The sequence below is a fragment of the Kitasatospora sp. NPDC058170 genome, from assembly GCF_042883905.1.
Taxonomy (GTDB): Bacteria; Actinomycetota; Actinomycetes; order Streptomycetales; family Streptomycetaceae; genus Kitasatospora.
Genome location: NZ_JBHVUV010000002.1, coordinates 285,578 through 299,627 on the forward strand (window position 1 = coordinate 285,578; position 14,050 = coordinate 299,627).

A 14,050-nucleotide genomic window follows, 5' to 3' on the forward strand; every position below is an offset into this window, starting at 1 on the left:
ACCCCGGGAGCCCACCATGGCCGCCGTCCGCGTCAAGGCCTTCGACCACCTCGTCCTCAACGTCCGGGACGTCGAGCGCTCGCTGGACTTCTACGTCGGACTGCTCGGCCTGGCACCGGTGCGGGTCGACGAATGGCGGGCCGGCCGCGTCTCCTTCCCCTCGGCGCGGATCTCCGAGGAGACCATCATCGACCTGGTCAGCCGCAGCCGGGGCGAGTCCAACGTCGACCACATCTGCCTCACGGTCGAGCCGCTGGACTGGGACGAGGTCATCGCGACCGGCGTCTTCACCGTCCTCGAAGGACCGGTGCAGCGGTACGGCGCACGCGGCAGCGCCACCTCCGTCTACGTCCAGGACCCGGACGGCAACACCGTCGAGCTCCGCTGGTACCCGCAGGACGCCACCCGGTAGCCGCTCAGGCCGGCAGCTCCGCCGCCGCACCGGGCAGCACCGGCCCTCAGTACGGAAGCAGGACCCCGGTGTCGAGCGTGAAGCCGAAGGGCTCGGGGATGTGAACGGTCTCGCCGAAGGCGGCATCCTCCCTCATCCGGTAACGGCCGGCCTCGTGCTCACTGAAGAGTGTGACGGTCTTCTGCGAGGCGTCCACCAGGAGGTACAGCGGGATCTGCATCAGCGGGTAGTCGCGGAGCTTGCCGACCCAGTCGTTCTCCGGATTCGACGGCGAGACGATCTCAACGGCGATGAGGGCAAGCTCGGCCGGAACGGAATTCGCCGTCGTGGCCATGGCATCGTCCGGAAGGTACGTGAGGTCCGGGTTCCGCAGTTTCGCGACCTGAGGAGATGCGAGGTCCATGTTCCCCGTGGAGAGGTAGCCGGCCGGAGCGTGGACCTCGAACTGCCGACGGACGACGGAGAGGTTCCGCTCATGGATGGCCGACGGCGACGCCTGCATGATGATGACGTCACCGGAGAATTCGATCTTGAAATTGGACGGGGCGGACCTGCGGAATTCCTCGATCAGGGCGAGATGGTCAGGGTTCATCTGTCCTCCAGGAGTGCGGCCCTCCACCACGCTACCGGTTGACGGCCAACGCACAGCGGCACCCGCGCGGCGCTGCGGGCGCCCGCAGCGCCGCGCCGGGAAGCCCCCTCCGCTTCCCGGTGCGGCGCGGTCTGCGGTGCGAGGTCAGTCGGCCAGCGGGAGGTAGACCCGGTTGCCCTGGGCGGCGAACTCCTCGGACTTGGCCTGCATGCCGGCCAGCGCCTCGGCGTCGAAGCCGGAGGCGACCGCGCTGGAGCCGTCGCCGTGCTCGTCGCGGATCTGCTGGGAGATCTTCATCGAGCAGAACTTCGGGCCGCACATCGAGCAGAAGTGGGCCGTCTTGGCGGGCTCCGCGGGGAGGGTCTCGTCGTGGAAGGAGCGCGCGGTCTCCGGGTCGAGGGCCAGGTTGAACTGGTCCTCCCAGCGGAACTCGAAGCGGGCGTCGGAGAGAGCGTCGTCCCACTCCTGGGCGCCGGGGTGGCCCTTGGCCAGGTCGGCGGCGTGCGCGGCGATCTTGTAGGTGATGACGCCGGTCTTCACGTCGTCCCGGTTGGGCAGCCCCAGGTGCTCCTTGGGCGTGACGTAGCAGAGCATCGCGGTGCCCCACCAGGCGATCATCGCGGCGCCGATGCCCGAGGTGATGTGGTCGTAGCCGGGGGCGACGTCCGTGGTGAGCGGGCCGAGCGTGTAGAACGGCGCCTCGTCGCAGATCTCCTTCTGGAGATCCATGTTCTCCTTGATCTTGTGCATCGGGACGTGACCCGGGCCCTCGATCATCACCTGGACGTCGCGCTCGCGGGCGATCCGGCCCAGCTCGCCCAGAGTCTGCAGCTCGGCGAACTGCGCCTCGTCGTTGGCGTCGGCGATGGAGCCGGGCCGCAGGCCGTCACCGAGCGAGAAGGTGACGTCGTAGGCGGCGAGGATGTCGCAGAGCTCCTCGAAGTTGGTGTAGAGGAAGTTCTCCTGGTGGTGCGCCAGGCACCAGGCGGCCATGATCGAGCCGCCCCGTGAGACGATGCCGGTCTTGCGGCGGGCGGTCAGCGGCACGTAGCGCAGCAGCACGCCGGCGTGGACGGTCATGTAGTCGACGCCCTGCTCGCACTGCTCGATGACGGTGTCGCGGTAGACCTCCCAGCTCAGGTCCTCGGCCCGGCCGTCGACCTTCTCCAGTGCCTGGTAGAGCGGCACGGTGCCGATCGGCACGGGGGAGTTGCGCAGGATCCACTCGCGGGTGGTGTGGATGTTGCGGCCGGTGGAGAGGTCCATGACGGTGTCGGCACCCCAGCGGGTGGCCCAGGTCATCTTCTCCACCTCCTCCTCGATCGAGGAGGTGACGGCGGAGTTGCCGATGTTGGCGTTGATCTTCACCAGGAAGTTGGTGCCGATGATGGCCGGCTCCACCTCGGGGTGGTTCACGTTGACCGGGATGACGGCCCGGCCGCGGGCCACCTCGGCGCGGACGAACTCCGGGGCCAGGCCCTCGCGCAGGGCCACGAACTCCATCTCCGGCGTCACGGTCCCGCGCTTGGCGTACGCGAGCTGGGTGACGGCCGCGCCGCCGCGCCCCCGCAGCGGGCGGCGCGGCCGGCCGGGGAAGACCGCGTCCAGGTTCCTCAGGTTCCCCCCGCGCGGCGAGGTGTGCTTGATCCCGTCGTCCTCGGGGCGGGCCTCGCGGCCGTCGTACTCCTCGACGTCGCCGCGCTGGCGGATCCAGGCGTCGCGCAGCGCGGGCAGGCCGCGCCGCACGTCGGGTTCGTACGCCGGGTCGGTGTAGGGCCCGGAGGTGTCGTACAGGGGGACGGTCCGGCCGTTGGTGAGCACGACCTCGCGGTACGGGACGGCGAGGTCGGGGCGGGACCCCTCGCGGTAGGCCTTGCGCCAGGCCGGGGTCGGGTAGCCGGTGGCGGTGCTGCTGGCATTGCTGCCGGCGGTGCTGTTGGCGGTGCTGCCGACGGCGGACGTCCGGGCAGACTGCGGCTGTCCTTCAAAAGCGGTCATCAGACCTACTACTCCCTACGCCGGCATTACCCGGTCAGGTTCCTGCGGTCGACGCAGCGGTTGGCACGTACACCGACGTGCCGTTCAGCGCCCTCTCAGCCCGGTGCTCCGAGCTCCCGTGTCCGCAGGCGGTGTTGCCTGCGCATGACGTCCAACACCGTAGCGAGCGGATCGCCGCTGGTCCAGACGGGTTCCAGCCAGTGGGAAGGGCTGACACACTGGCGGCATGGTGGGGGCTACCGGTCGGGTGACCGGAAGGATCGGTCCGGGTCTGGTCGGCGAGGTGCTGGTGCACGTCCGCGAGCGGCAGGGCACGGAGGCGTTCCTCGCGTACCCGGCCGTGCCCGGCGAGGTGCTGCCGCTCGGCACCCCGGTGGTCGTGGTGGAGTACCAGCCGCCGCGCACGGTCTACGTCGCCCACGCGCTGGGCTGACACCGTGTCCTGTCACCAGCCGTCCGCCACCCTCCTGCCGGTCTCCTGACGCAGCCTTGACGCGGTCTTGACGGTCCTGGAGCGAAGTCGGGACGAAAAGTCCTTCCCACTGATCCACAACAGGCGCAGAATCCTGCTGCCACCGCGTTCCGCGCCATCCTGCAACAGAGCGCAGCCACGGAACCGGTGTGCCCTGAAGGGGGAATTCGCCGATGCTGATCGGCATCGCGGGGGCGGTCGTCGCCTCCATCGTCATCCTGATCGTTCTCTTCAAACTCATGTGGCGGGTCGCCGAACCCAACGAGGCCCTGATCATCTCCGGCTCCCGGCACCGCGCCGAGGGGGTCGGCGAGGGCCTGGGCTTCCGGGTCGTCACCGGCCGGGGCACGCTCGTCACCCCGGGCGTGCAGGTGGTGCGCAAGCTCTCCCTCGACCTGAACGAGGCGGACCTGGACGTCGAGTGCGTGACGTCGCAGGGGATCCCGGTGCACGTCAAGGGAGTTGTGATCTTCAAGGTGGGCGACGACACCGTGTCGATCGCCAACGCGGCCCGCCGCTTCCTCGACCAGCAGCAGATGATGGGCCACCGGGTCCACAACGTCTTCGCCGGTCATCTGCGGTCCATCGTCGGCGGGTTGACGGTCGAGGACATGATCCGCGACCGCGAGCGGCTGACCGGGGAGACCCGTGCCGCGTCGGGCTCCGAGATGGAGAAGCTCGGCCTGATCATCGACTCGCTGCAGATCCAGGAGATCATCGACCCGACGGGGTACATCCAGAACCTCGCCGCCCCGCACGCCGCCGCCGTCATGCGCGACGCCCGCATCGCCCAGGCCGAGGCGGACCGCCAGGCCACCGAGGCCGAGCAGGAGGCCTTCGCCCGCAAGGCCGAGGCGACCCGCAACAGCGGTATCCAGCAGGCCGGTTACCAGGCCGAGCTGGAGACCGCGACCGCCCGCGCCATGCAGGCCGGACCGCTGGCCCAGGCCGCCTCCCGGCAGGAGGTGGTGGTCCAGGAGACCAAGGTCGCCGAGCTGGAGGCGCACCGCAAGGAGCAGCAGCTCCAGGCGGACGTCCGCAAGCCGGCCGACGCCCGCGCGTACGAGACCCGCACCAAGGCCGAGGCCGACCGCGACGCCCGGATCTCGGCCGCGCAGGCGCAGGCCAAGGAGACCGAGCTCAAGGCCGCCGCCGAGGCGAACCGGGTGAAGGTCGCCGCGTCCGCCGAGGCGGAGGCCACCAAGGCCCGCGGTCTGGCCTCCGCCGAGGCCACCCGGGCGACCGGCCAGGCCGAGGCCGCCGCGGCCGAGGCCAAGGGCCTGGCCACCGCCGAGGCCACCCGCGCGCTGGGTCTGGCGGAGGCCGAGGCGATCAAGGCCCGGGCCGCCGCCCTGGCCGAGAACCAGGAGGCCGTCGTCGCCCAGCAGCTCGCCGAGAAGTGGCCCGAGATCGTCCGGGCCGGCGCCGAGGCGTTCGGCAACGTCGAGCACATGGTGCTGCTGAACGGCGCCGAGGGCATGGGGGACATGTTCGCCAAGGCGCTCACCATGGGCGGCACCGGCCTCGGCGTGGCCCGCCAGCTGCTCGCCACCATGCAGGCCACCGCCCCGGCGGACCAGGCCGCCAAGGCCGCCGCCACCCCGGCCGGCACCGCCCCGGCGGTGCCGGTCCAGCAGATCCCCGTCGAGGGCTGACCGTTTCGTCCGCGTACCTCCGAAGGTGCCCGTCCGCTGCTCCGCACGGGCGGGCATCTTCCTGCCGGAACGAGTCAGACAACGGCACCCTGACGCCACAGGTGATCGCCTCTGGCCCCATAATGCTCACAACTGCTCCGCAGGCTGCCCCCACCGTCCCGTGGACGGGCGCCGCCGCGTCGAGCAGCACCGACATTCATCACGCTCAGGGGGAAGCACACCGTGCGCCTTCGTCATGTCGCCGGCCTCAGCGCCGCCGTCGTCTCCGCCGTCGTCGGACTGCCACTTCCGGCCGTCGCCGCCACGCCCGCCCCGGTCCTGTACGTGGACAACGGGTGGAACGCCACCTGCGACGACCACGGCACCGGCACCGCCGCCAAGCCGTACTGCAGCATCCAGGCCGCGGCCGACGTGGCGCAGCCGGGACAGACCGTCCAGATCGCCCCCAACACCGAGTACTCCGGCGACCTCGCCATCACGCGCTCGGGCCAGCCCGGCAAGCCGATCACCTTCCGCGGCGCCCCGATGACCGACCTGGGCAGCTACTCCATGCCCGCGGCCAAGCCCTCCTCGGGCAAGCCGGTCCGGCTCTCCGGCGTCCACGACGTCGTCCTCACCGGCCTGGAGCTGTCGACCGCGGAGGTCGCCGACTCCGCCCGGGTGCAGATCTCCCGGAGCTGGTTCGAGAGCCCCGCCTCGGTCACGCCCGTCACCGCCCCCGCCCTGCGTGTCTCGGGCGCCAGCGAGCAGGTCACCGTCGCCCAGTCGGTCTTCTACGGCGGCCTCGGCGTGTCGGTCGGCGCCGGTGCGAAGCAGACCACCGTCGTCGGCAACCAGTTCAGCAGGTCGGCCGGGACGGCCATCGGCGCCACCGACGCCACCGGGACGATCGTCACCAACAACACCCTCACCGACGGCATCACCTCCGGCCTCGCGCTGAACGGCGCCTCGACGGGCTCCGCGGTCTACAACAACATCGTCAACGGGTCGACCGTGACGGTCTCCGCGGACTCCGCCGCCGGCACCAGGCTCGACTACAACATCGTGCACCCGGTCTCCGGGCTGCCCGCCTACAGCTGGGCCGGGGCGGGCTACCGCACCCCCGGCGAGCTGCTGGCCGCGACCGGCCAGGGCGCCCACGACGTCGACACCGCCGTGGCCTTCGACACCGCCCTCCTCCCGCTCACCGTGCCCGCCGAGAGCAGCACGGCCGCCGTCGACTCCGCCGACCCGCAGGCCCCCGGCATCCTCGCCGAGGACCTGCTCGGCAACGCCCCGGTCGACCACCCCTCCGTCGCGAACACCGGCCCGAACGGGACGTTCCGCGACCGCGGCGCCTACGAGGTCCGCGGCCTGAGCTCCGTCACCCTCACCGTGGTCGGCACCGCCCACGAGTTCCCGGCCGGCCCGGCCCCGCTGACGGTCGACCTCACCGCCGACGCCGTCAACCGGTGGGGCACCACGCTCACCTACACCTTCGACTTCGGCGACGGCACCGCCCCGGTGACCGGTCCCGCGAAGACCGTCCGGCACACCTACACCGCGGTCGGCGACTACCACCCGAAGGTGACCGTCACCGACGGCCGCGGCGGCTCGGTGACCACCACCTACAGCCAGCCGGTGCAGGCCGGCGAGGACAAGCCGCTCGGCGCCGCCCTGACGGTGACCCAGGACGCCGGCCGCGACCCGCTCGCCGTGAACGCCACCGTCGCCACCACCGGCCCGTACCGGATCGCGAGCTACACCTTCGACTTCGGCGACGGCCCGGCCAAGCCGAACGAGGGCTACCAGTCCGAGCGCCACGTGTACGCCAAGCCCGGCACCTACACCGTCAAGGTCAGCGTGACCGACGACAACGGCGCCACCGCGACCAGCACCCAGCAGGTCACCGTCGCGTACACCCCGGCGGGCTTCACCGCGATCGCGCCCACCCGGATCCTCGACACCCGCGCGGTCGGCAGCCGCTACCCGCGGCTCGGCGGCGGCGACACCATGGAGCTGTACGTCCGCGGCCGCACCTGGGGCGCCACCGACGTGGTCCCGCCGGGCGCGACCGCCGTCGTGCTCAACCTGACCGCCACCCAGGGCACCGCCAACAGCCACCTGGACGTGTACCCGGCGGGCGGCGAGCGCCCGATCACCTCGAACGTGAACTTCGTCCCCGGCCAGGACGTCTCCAACCTGGTCACCGTGCCGATCGGCCCGGACGGCAAGGTCGTGATCCGCAACAACGCCGGCCAGGTGCACACCATCGCCGACGTCCTCGGCTACTACAAGGCCGACGCCGCCGACAAGTTCACCTCGCTGGCCCCGGCCCGGCTGCTGGACACCCGCTCCGCCGGCGGCGGCGCGATCGGCGAGGCCGGCACCCGCCGGCTGAAGGTCGCCGGCTCCGGCGGCGTGCCGGCCAACGCCACCTCGGTCGTCCTCAACGTGACGGCCACCGAGTCCAGCGCCGTCAGCTTCTTCACCGTCTTCCCGGCCGGGACCGCGCGCCCCTCCGCCGGCTCCAACCTGAACACCGTGCCCGGCCGGAACGTCCCCAACCAGGTGGTCGTCCCGCTCGGCGCCGACGGCTCGATCGACATCTACAACCACAACGGCAGCTCGCACGCCATCGTGGACGTCTTCGGCTACTACAGCCCGGACGGCAAGGGCCTGTTCACCCCGGTCACCCCGGCCCGTCTGCTGGACTCGCGCAGCGGCGCCCCGCTCGGCGGCGGCGCGGTGCGCACCGTCGGCGGCGTCCCGGCCGGCGCCACCGCCGCGGCCGTCAACCTCACCGCCACCCAGACCACCGAGGACACCCACCTCACGGCCTGGGCCACCGGCAGCGCCAAGCCCGGCACCAGCAACCTCAACGCCACCGCCGGGCTGGACGTCCCCAACCACACCACCATCCCCGTCGACGCCCAGGGCCGCTTCGACATCGCCAACAACTCCGGCTCCACGCACGTGATCGCCGACCTCTTCGGCTACTACCGCAACCAGTAGTCAGGAACCCCCGGCCACCCGCTCATTGGGTAGCCGCCCGCGCCCGCGTGAGTACCCGTACTCACGCGGGCGCGGGCGTGTCCGCCGGAGCATGGAGGCATGCACCCAGCAGCCACCGCACGGATCGGCATCACCGCCGTCGGATCCCACCTGCCCGCCCGCCGCCTCACCTCGCAACAGCTCCAGGACGAGGTGGCCGCGGGCGGGCGACTGCGGTTGCCGGAGCGGATGTTCGAGAAGGCGACCGGCATCGCCACCCGGCACTTCGCGGCCGACGGAGAGTACGCCTCCACCCTGGCGACAGCCGCCGCCCGGCGCGCCCTGGACGCCCGCGGGCTGGACCCGCTCGACCTCGACCTGCTGCTGTACGCCTCCGCCACCCGGGACATCTGCGAGCCCGCCACCGCCCACCTCGTCCAGGCCGAACTCGGCTCCCGGGCCCACGCGCTGGACGTCTCCAACGCCTGCAACAGCTTCCTGAACGGGATCGACCTGGCCCGCGCGATGATCCTGGCCGGGCGGGCCGCACGCGCCCTGGTCGTCACCGGCGAGACGCCCAGCCGGGCGATGCGCCGCGACCCCTCCGGCCCGGGCGACTTCCGGGACGGCTTCGCCGGCTACACCTTCGGCGACGCCGGCGCGGCCGTACTGGTCGAGGCCGTCGAACGCGGCGGCATCCTGGACATCGAGACCGAGACCGCCTCCGAGCACTGGGAGGCCGGCGGCATCCCCGGCGGCGGCTCACGCCACCCGCGCGGCGACGAGTACAGCTACTTCCGGGGCGGCGGCAAGGAGTTGCGCGGCGTCTTCGAGCGGATCGGCGGCGCCATCCTGACCCGGGTGGCCGACCGCACCGGCCTCGGCTGGGACGACTACGCGCGCGTGCTGGTGCACCAGGTGACCGTCCCGTACCTGGAGCGGTTCGTCGAGCTCACCGGCGTGCCCCGGGACCGGCTGGTCCTCACCGTGCCCGAACTCGGCAACGTCGCCAGCGCCACGCTCGGCATCCAACTCGACCGGATCAAACACGAGTTGAATCCTGGCGACAAGGTCCTGATGATCGGCCTGGGCGGCGGCGTCAGCCTGATGACGATGGTCTGGGAGGCGTCGTGACCCGGCTGTGGGTGGTCGTCCCGGCCTACCAGGAGGAGGCCAGGATCGAGGGGGCCCTGCAGGCGCTGGCCGACCAGCGGGACGGCGCCTTCACCCTCCTCGTGGTCGACAACGGCTCCACCGACGCCACCGCGGCCAAGGTCCGGGCCTTCGCCGAGCGGGCGCCGTTCCCGGTCGAGGTACTGGTCGAGCCCGAGAAGGGCGTCGGCTCGGCGATCGACACCGGCTTCCGGTACGCCATCGCGCACGGCGCCGCCCTGCTGGCCCGCACCGACGCCGACTGCCTGCCCGAACCCGGCTGGACGGCCGCCGCCCGGGCCGGCCTGGACGCCTGCGGCGGGCTGGTCTGCGGGCGCGTCACCGCCCGCCGCGACGAGCACGGGCCGACCGGGCGCGCGGTGTTCCGCCTGCTCGTCGCGCTCGGCGCGTTCTTCGGCCGGATCCGGCCCGCGCACCACCGCCGGCACGGCTACCTCACCCCGTACCGGATGCACGCGGGCAACAACATGGCGATCACCGCCGAGCTGTACCAGGCCGTCGGCGGCATGCCGCGCCGTCCCTCCCCCACCGACCGGATGTTCATCAACCGGGTCCGCCGGCACACCACCGCGATCGTCCACCGCCGCGACATGGTGGTGCAGAACTCCACCCGGCGGATCCGCGCCTACGGCGTGGTCGGCACCGCCCGCTGGTACCTGGAGCGCGGCGCCGGACCGCGCTCCGCCGACGTCCGCTGAGACCCGCTGCGGCCCATGATCCGCAGCAGCCCGCGACCGGCACCCCGAGGACCGACGCACCAGGAGACCCGACCATGCTCGACCGGCTCCACCACGCGCTGCGCACCGACCACCCCGACCGCCCCGCCGTCCTGCGGCACACCCGGACCGGCGCCGCCGGGGTCCGGATCCGGCGCGGCGACCTCGCCGACCTCGCCGACGGCTACGCCGCCGCCCTGCACGCCCGCGGCCTCGCCCCCGGCGCCACCCTGGGAGTCGCCGTCCGCCCCGGCCCCCGGGCCCTCGCCGTCCTGCTCGCCGCCCACCGCCTCGGGGTGCGGATCGCCGTCCTCGACCCGACCGCCGGCCCGGACGTCCTCGCCGCCCGGCTCACCCTGGCCCGGCCCGACCTGGTGCTCGCCGACGCCGCCGCCCAGGCGGTGGCCGGCTGGGCCCGCCCGCTCGCCCGCCGCGCCGACCTCGCCCTGCCCCCGCTCACCGCCCTCGGACCGGTCGCCACCCTCGGCCGCCGCTGGCCCGGCTGCGCCCCGGCCCTCGGCCCGGCCGGCCGGACCGCGCCCCCGCCCCGGACCGGCGGCCCGGGCGGCGACGGCGACGCCGTGATCGTCTTCACCTCCGGCACCACCGCCCGGCCGCGCGCCGTGGTGCACACCCGCGACGGCCTGGCGGCCGGTCTGCGCACCGTCACCGAGCTGGTCGACCCGCGCCCCGGCAGCACCGTCCTCGGCGGCACCTTCTTCGTCCTGCTCCCCGCCCTCGCCGCCGGCGCCGCCGTCGCCCTCCCGGCCCGCGCCCCGCGCGCCCTGGCCCGCCAACTCACCCGCCTCGCACCGGCCCAGACCTACCTCACGCCCCCGCAACTGCGCACCGCGCTCGCCGCCGGCGCCCGCTTCACCGGCCGGGTCTGGACCGGCTCCGCCCCCGCTGACGCCGCCCTGCTGCGCCGGGTCAAACAGGCCGGCGCCGACCAGGCCTGGGGCGTGTACGCGCTCACCGAACTGTTCCCGGCGGCCGCCGTCGAGGAGGTCGAGAAGAGCGCCCACACCGCCCCCGGCGACCTGGTCGGCGCACCCCTGCCGGGCGTGCGCACCGATCTCACCGGGGAGGGCGAGCTGCTGCTCACCGGCCCCGGCGCCCGCCACCGCCACCTCGGCGAGGAGCCCGAGCCCTGGATCCGCACCGGCGACCGCGCCGACCTGACCCCGGACGGCCGGATCGTACTGGCCGGCCGGCTCAAGGACATGGTGCTGCGGCGGGCCGAGAACATCTACCCCGGCCTGTACGAGCCCGCGCTGCACCTGCCCGACGTCGAACTCGCCGTCCTGGTGGGCGTCCCGCGCAGCGGCGAACCGGGGGACGAACTCCTGGTCGCCCTCGTCCAGCCCCGGCCCGGCACCGACCCGCACCGCCTGCGGACCGCCCTGCAGGGCCCGTTGGACCGGATGGGCTCCGCCCGCCCGGACGCCGTCCTGTTCGGTGAGATCCCGCTGGCCGGCCGGTCCCGCAAGCCCGACCGGCGGGCCGCCGCCGCGTACTGCGCCCGGGAGCTGGCCGGATGACGCCCGCCGCCTCCCGGACCGCCCGCCGCCTCGACCGGCGGGTCTACCTGCGCAGCCACCCCGTGCTGTTCGCGCTGCTCTGCGCCACCCGCCGCCGCCCGGTGGTCCGGCTCGGCCGCACCGTGCTGGTGCACGGCACCGACGCCTACCGCGAGGTGCTCACCAAGGTCCCGCTGGACCGCACCGCGCCCGGCACCACCGGCGGCGCGGCCGCCCGGCTCACCGACGGCGGGCTGCTGTTCGACCAGGACGGGAGCGAACACCGGGCCGCCCGCCGGGCGCTGGCCGCCGAGCTCACCACCGGCGCGCTGGACCGGATCCGCCCGCACTGGCAGGCCGTCCTGGCCGCCCGGGTCCCCGCCCTGACCGAAGGGGAGCTGGAACTCGTCGGCCTCGCCAGGGAGTTGGCCGGAGTCACGGTCGCCTCCCTGACCGGCTCCGGGCACCGGCCGGAGCTCCTCGTCCGGGCCGCCGCCGACGCCGCCTCGGCCGCCGTCCGCGACCACCTGCCCGGCCCGCGCCGACGCCCCCGGGCCGACGCCGCCGCGGCGCTCACCGCCCTGCTGCCCGATCCGCTCGACGCGATGCTCGCCGTCGCCGCGGTGAACACCACCGTCGCCGCCCTCCCCCGGGCCGCCGCCTGGTGCGCCGCCGCCGGACTCTGGCCCACCGCCGCGACGGCGCCCGAACTCGCCGCCGAACTGCTGAGGTTGACCGCGCCGTCGCCGATCCTGCCGCGGGTCGCCGCGGCCGGCGCCACCGTCGCCGGCTGCCCGATCGCGCCCGGCGACCGGCTGGTCCTGGTCGCCCGCCACGCCGCCGGGGCCCACCGCCCCGGGCCCGCCACCGGCCCGGCCGCCACCCAGGCCGTGTTCGGCGCCGGCCCGCACGCCTGCCCGGGCGCTGGCCTGGCCCGCGTCCAACTCGCCGACCTGCTGCTCGCGTTGGCCCCGCACCGCCCGGTGGTCCGGCGGGCCCGGGTGGACCGCCGCGCGGCCCTGCCCGGCTACGCCGAACTCACCCTCCGCGCCGGGCGGGCCCGGTGAGCGCGCCCCTGCGGATCGCCGTCACCGGCGCCGGCGGCTTCTGCGGCTCGCACGTCGCCCGCGCCGCCGCCGCGCTCGGCCTCGACGTGGACTGCCACGGCCGCACCCCCGGCCCGGTCGGCCGGCACGTCCACTGGGACGCCACCACCGGGGATCCGGACCTCGGCGCCGCCGACGTGGTGGTGCACTGCGCGGCCGCCGTCGCCGACCTGCCCCCGGGCTCGCCCGGCGAGGCCCGGCAGTACGCCGTCAACGTCACCGGCACCGAACGCCTGATGCGCGCCGCCCTCGGCCGCCCGGTCGTCTGGGTGAGCAGCGCCAGCGTCTACGACCCCCGGACCACCCGGGTCTCCGTCACCGAGGACCACCCCACCCGCGGCGGCCACCTCAACGCGTACGGGCGCACCAAGGCGGCCGGCGAACGGATCGCGCTGGAGGCGGGCGCCGTCGTGCTGCGCCCGCGCGCGGTGTACGGCCCGGGCGACCCGCACCTCGTCCCGCAGCTGCTGTCGCGGGTCCGCCGGGGCCTGCTGGTGCTCCCCGGCGGGGACGTCCGGATCAGCCTCACCGCCGTACAGAACCTCGCCGACGCCTGTCTGACCGCCCTCGGCCTGACGGCACCGGCGCATACGGCACCCGACCCGACGGCACCCGGACAGACAGCGAACGGACAGACGGCGAACGGACAGACGGCGAACGGCCCGACCGGCCGGATCTGGCCCCCCGGGGCCTACAACATCGCCGACGCCCGGCCCTACCGGCGCGACGACGCCGTCCGCGCGGTGCTCGCCGCCCACGGCGTCCGGGCCCGGATCGCCCACGTTCCCGTGCCGCTCGCCCGGCTGGCCGCCCGCACCGGCCGGTTCCCGGGCCTGACCCGCTACGCCGTCGACCAGCTCGCGCACGAGGTGACGCTCGACCTCGGCCGCGCACGGGCGCAGGGCTGGCACCCCGCCCGGGACCTCACCGCCGTCCTGCGGCCCGCCCGCACCGACGCCGTGGACGACTGACGCCCGCACCCCCGCTGGGGGGTACGGGCGCCGGGGTCTCGTACCGGTCAGCTCTTGGCGGCCTTCTTCACCAGGATCACCACGGCGGCGGCGATGCCGACCACGACCAGCAGCTTGATGACGAGGCTCAGCAGGGCGCCGACCACGCCGAACACGAACCCGATGATGTTCCAGGCCAGTACCAGCACCAGCACCGGGACGACGATGTTGCGCACCCAGGAGGGCAGCGACTTCCAGAGCTCAGCCATGTCCGTTCCTTCTCTCCCCTCGGGCCGGCTGCCGTCCGGTGCCGCATCCCGCTTGCTTTCGATACTTCGATCGTACGGGGACGCAAGTGCCGGAACGAGAGCCGACGGCCCCCATAGAACCCGGAGATCACCCCGAGCCCGGCACCCGGGACGACCCCCGGGCCCACCCGGGAAAGATCTTGGAACCGACCTGCAACCTCCCCCGGGGTCAGCC

General features: G+C 74.0%; 12 protein-coding genes and 1 riboswitch. Of the genes, 9 read left to right on the forward strand and 3 right to left on the reverse strand.

The window, feature by feature from the left end:
* Positions 1 to 16: 16 nt before the first annotated feature.
* On the forward strand, positions 17 to 412 hold the full coding sequence (locus tag ACFVVX_RS04210) for a VOC family protein (protein ID WP_387941178.1): 396 nt from the start codon (positions 17 to 19) through the stop codon (positions 410 to 412).
* 46 nt (positions 413 to 458) lie between these two features.
* On the opposite strand, the gene ACFVVX_RS04215 is transcribed toward ACFVVX_RS04210, so the two are convergent.
* Complete coding sequence (locus ACFVVX_RS04215) at positions 459 to 1,004, reverse strand: Uma2 family endonuclease (RefSeq protein ID WP_387941180.1); 546 nt, start codon at positions 1,002 to 1,004, stop codon at positions 459 to 461.
* Positions 1,005 to 1,148: 144 nt separating this feature from the next.
* Positions 1,149 to 3,002, reverse strand: coding sequence for a phosphomethylpyrimidine synthase ThiC (gene thiC / locus ACFVVX_RS04220; protein WP_387941182.1), 1,854 nt, complete (start codon positions 3,000 to 3,002; stop codon positions 1,149 to 1,151).
* Positions 2,998 to 3,132, reverse strand: a riboswitch (TPP riboswitch). It overlaps the preceding gene by 5 nt.
* 96 nt (positions 3,133 to 3,228) lie before the next feature.
* Between thiC and ACFVVX_RS04225 the strand changes: the two genes are divergently transcribed.
* The 8 genes from ACFVVX_RS04225 (at position 3,229) to ACFVVX_RS04260 (ending at position 13,588) form a co-directional block, all read left to right on the forward strand.
* Positions 3,229 to 3,435 (forward strand): hypothetical protein, encoded by a 207-nt coding sequence (locus ACFVVX_RS04225; protein ID WP_387941184.1) that lies wholly within the window; start codon positions 3,229 to 3,231, stop codon positions 3,433 to 3,435.
* A 212-nt stretch (positions 3,436 to 3,647) separates the two neighbouring features.
* Positions 3,648 to 5,129 (forward strand): SPFH domain-containing protein, encoded by a 1,482-nt coding sequence (locus ACFVVX_RS04230; protein WP_387941186.1) that lies wholly within the window; start codon positions 3,648 to 3,650, stop codon positions 5,127 to 5,129.
* 222 nt (positions 5,130 to 5,351) lie between these two features.
* The gene (locus ACFVVX_RS04235; protein WP_387941188.1) at positions 5,352 to 8,123 is read left to right on the forward strand and encodes a PKD domain-containing protein; all 2,772 of its coding nucleotides are present in this window, start codon (positions 5,352 to 5,354) and stop codon (positions 8,121 to 8,123) included.
* 99 nt (positions 8,124 to 8,222) lie between these two features.
* The gene (locus tag ACFVVX_RS04240) at positions 8,223 to 9,236 is read left to right on the forward strand and encodes a 3-oxoacyl-ACP synthase III family protein (protein ID WP_387941190.1); all 1,014 of its coding nucleotides are present in this window, start codon (positions 8,223 to 8,225) and stop codon (positions 9,234 to 9,236) included.
* Positions 9,233 to 9,973: a glycosyltransferase family A protein gene (locus ACFVVX_RS04245; protein ID WP_387941192.1), complete on the forward strand. Its 741-nt coding sequence runs from the start codon at positions 9,233 to 9,235 to the stop codon at positions 9,971 to 9,973. The genes ACFVVX_RS04240 and ACFVVX_RS04245 overlap by 4 nt, the downstream gene beginning before the upstream one ends.
* A gap of 74 nt (positions 9,974 to 10,047) precedes the next feature.
* The gene (locus tag ACFVVX_RS04250; protein WP_387941194.1) at positions 10,048 to 11,532 is read left to right on the forward strand and encodes an AMP-binding protein; all 1,485 of its coding nucleotides are present in this window, start codon (positions 10,048 to 10,050) and stop codon (positions 11,530 to 11,532) included.
* Positions 11,529 to 12,578: a cytochrome P450 gene (locus ACFVVX_RS04255; protein WP_387941196.1), complete on the forward strand. Its 1,050-nt coding sequence runs from the start codon at positions 11,529 to 11,531 to the stop codon at positions 12,576 to 12,578. Before ACFVVX_RS04250 ends, ACFVVX_RS04255 begins: the two co-directional genes overlap by 4 nt.
* Positions 12,575 to 13,588, forward strand: coding sequence for an NAD-dependent epimerase/dehydratase family protein (locus ACFVVX_RS04260; RefSeq protein ID WP_387941198.1), 1,014 nt, complete (start codon positions 12,575 to 12,577; stop codon positions 13,586 to 13,588). The genes ACFVVX_RS04255 and ACFVVX_RS04260 overlap by 4 nt, the downstream gene beginning before the upstream one ends.
* A gap of 47 nt (positions 13,589 to 13,635) precedes the next feature.
* Here ACFVVX_RS04260 and ACFVVX_RS04265 read toward each other — a convergent pair whose 3' ends face one another.
* On the reverse strand, positions 13,636 to 13,836 hold the full coding sequence (locus tag ACFVVX_RS04265) for a DUF5326 family protein (protein WP_387941200.1): 201 nt from the start codon (positions 13,834 to 13,836) through the stop codon (positions 13,636 to 13,638).
* Between the last annotated feature and the right edge of the window lie 214 nt (positions 13,837 to 14,050).